This is a genomic window from Vibrio bivalvicida (assembly GCF_001399455.2).
GTDB lineage: Bacteria > Pseudomonadota > Gammaproteobacteria > Enterobacterales > Vibrionaceae > Vibrio > Vibrio bivalvicida.
In genome coordinates, this window is the sequence record NZ_LLEI02000078.1 from 1 (window position 1) to 1054 (window position 1054).

At 45.4% G+C, this 1054-nt stretch carries 1 protein-coding gene; it reads left to right on the forward strand.

The window, feature by feature from the left end; translation table 11 throughout:
* The first annotated feature begins 79 nt into the window (after positions 1 to 79).
* Positions 80 to 1000 (forward strand): IS5 family transposase, encoded by a 921-nt coding sequence (locus tag APB76_RS19955; RefSeq protein ID WP_054963696.1) that lies wholly within the window; start codon positions 80 to 82, stop codon positions 998 to 1000.
* The last annotated feature ends 54 nt before the right edge of the window (positions 1001 to 1054 follow it).

Below are 1054 nucleotides of genomic sequence, written 5' to 3' on the forward strand. Positions count from 1 at the left end.
GGCTTTGTTGCTTAAATCGATGGAACTAAATCAAGAAGCTACGATCTGATCGGCTACATCCATTAATCATCGTAGCCTCATGCCTAAACCTCGTTACAAAACAACTAACTGGAAACAGTACAACAAAGCCTTAATAAACCGTGGCTCTTTGACTTTTTGGATTGATGAGGAAGCGATAGCCGAGTGGAAGCAAAACAAACAAGGCAAGCGTGGTAGACCTCGCCGATTTAGTGACTTGGCCATTACTACCGCATTGATGGTGAAACGAATATTTTCAATGCCGTTGAGAGGTCTGCAAGGTTTTCTCGATTCCGTATTTAAGCTGGCTAACATCCCGCTTGTTTGCCCGCACTACACCTGTATAAGCCGCCGAGCGAAGGAAGTTGAGGTTTCATTTAAACCCAAAACCAGCGGGTCAATACAACATCTGGCCATTGATGCCACTGGTCTCAAGGTTTATGGCGAAGGTGAATGGAAGGTTAAGAAACATGGCACTGATGGGAAGCGCCGAGTCTGGCGTAAACTGCATATCGCAGTAGATACCAGCACCCATGAAATAGTCGCAGCAGAGTTGAGTTTATCTAACGTAACCGATGCCGAAGTGCTCCCCAACTTACTAAAGCAGACACGTCGTAAAATCATCGAGATATCAGGTGATGGAGCTTATGACACAAGGAATTGTCATGATGCTATACGAGTCAAGCGAGCGGCTCCGCTCATCCCGCCACGAGAAGGTGCAGCCTTCTGGGAGCAAGGACATCGTCGTAATCTAGCAGTAGGTTGTCAGAAGCTCCACGGCTCCAACAAGAAGTGGAAAAAGCAGTATGGTTATCATAAGCGTTCACTATCAGAGACAGCAATGTATCGGGTGAAACAGTTGTTAGGTGGGAAATTAAGCCTAAGAAATTACAATGCTCAGGTTGGCGAGACTTACGCTATGATCAAAGCGCTGAACAAGCTTACAGGGCTTGGCATGCCTGAAACTCAGTATATTGTATAAGAACTGAACAGTATTGGGCTATTATGTATTCTCACCTAATTAAGCAACAAAGCC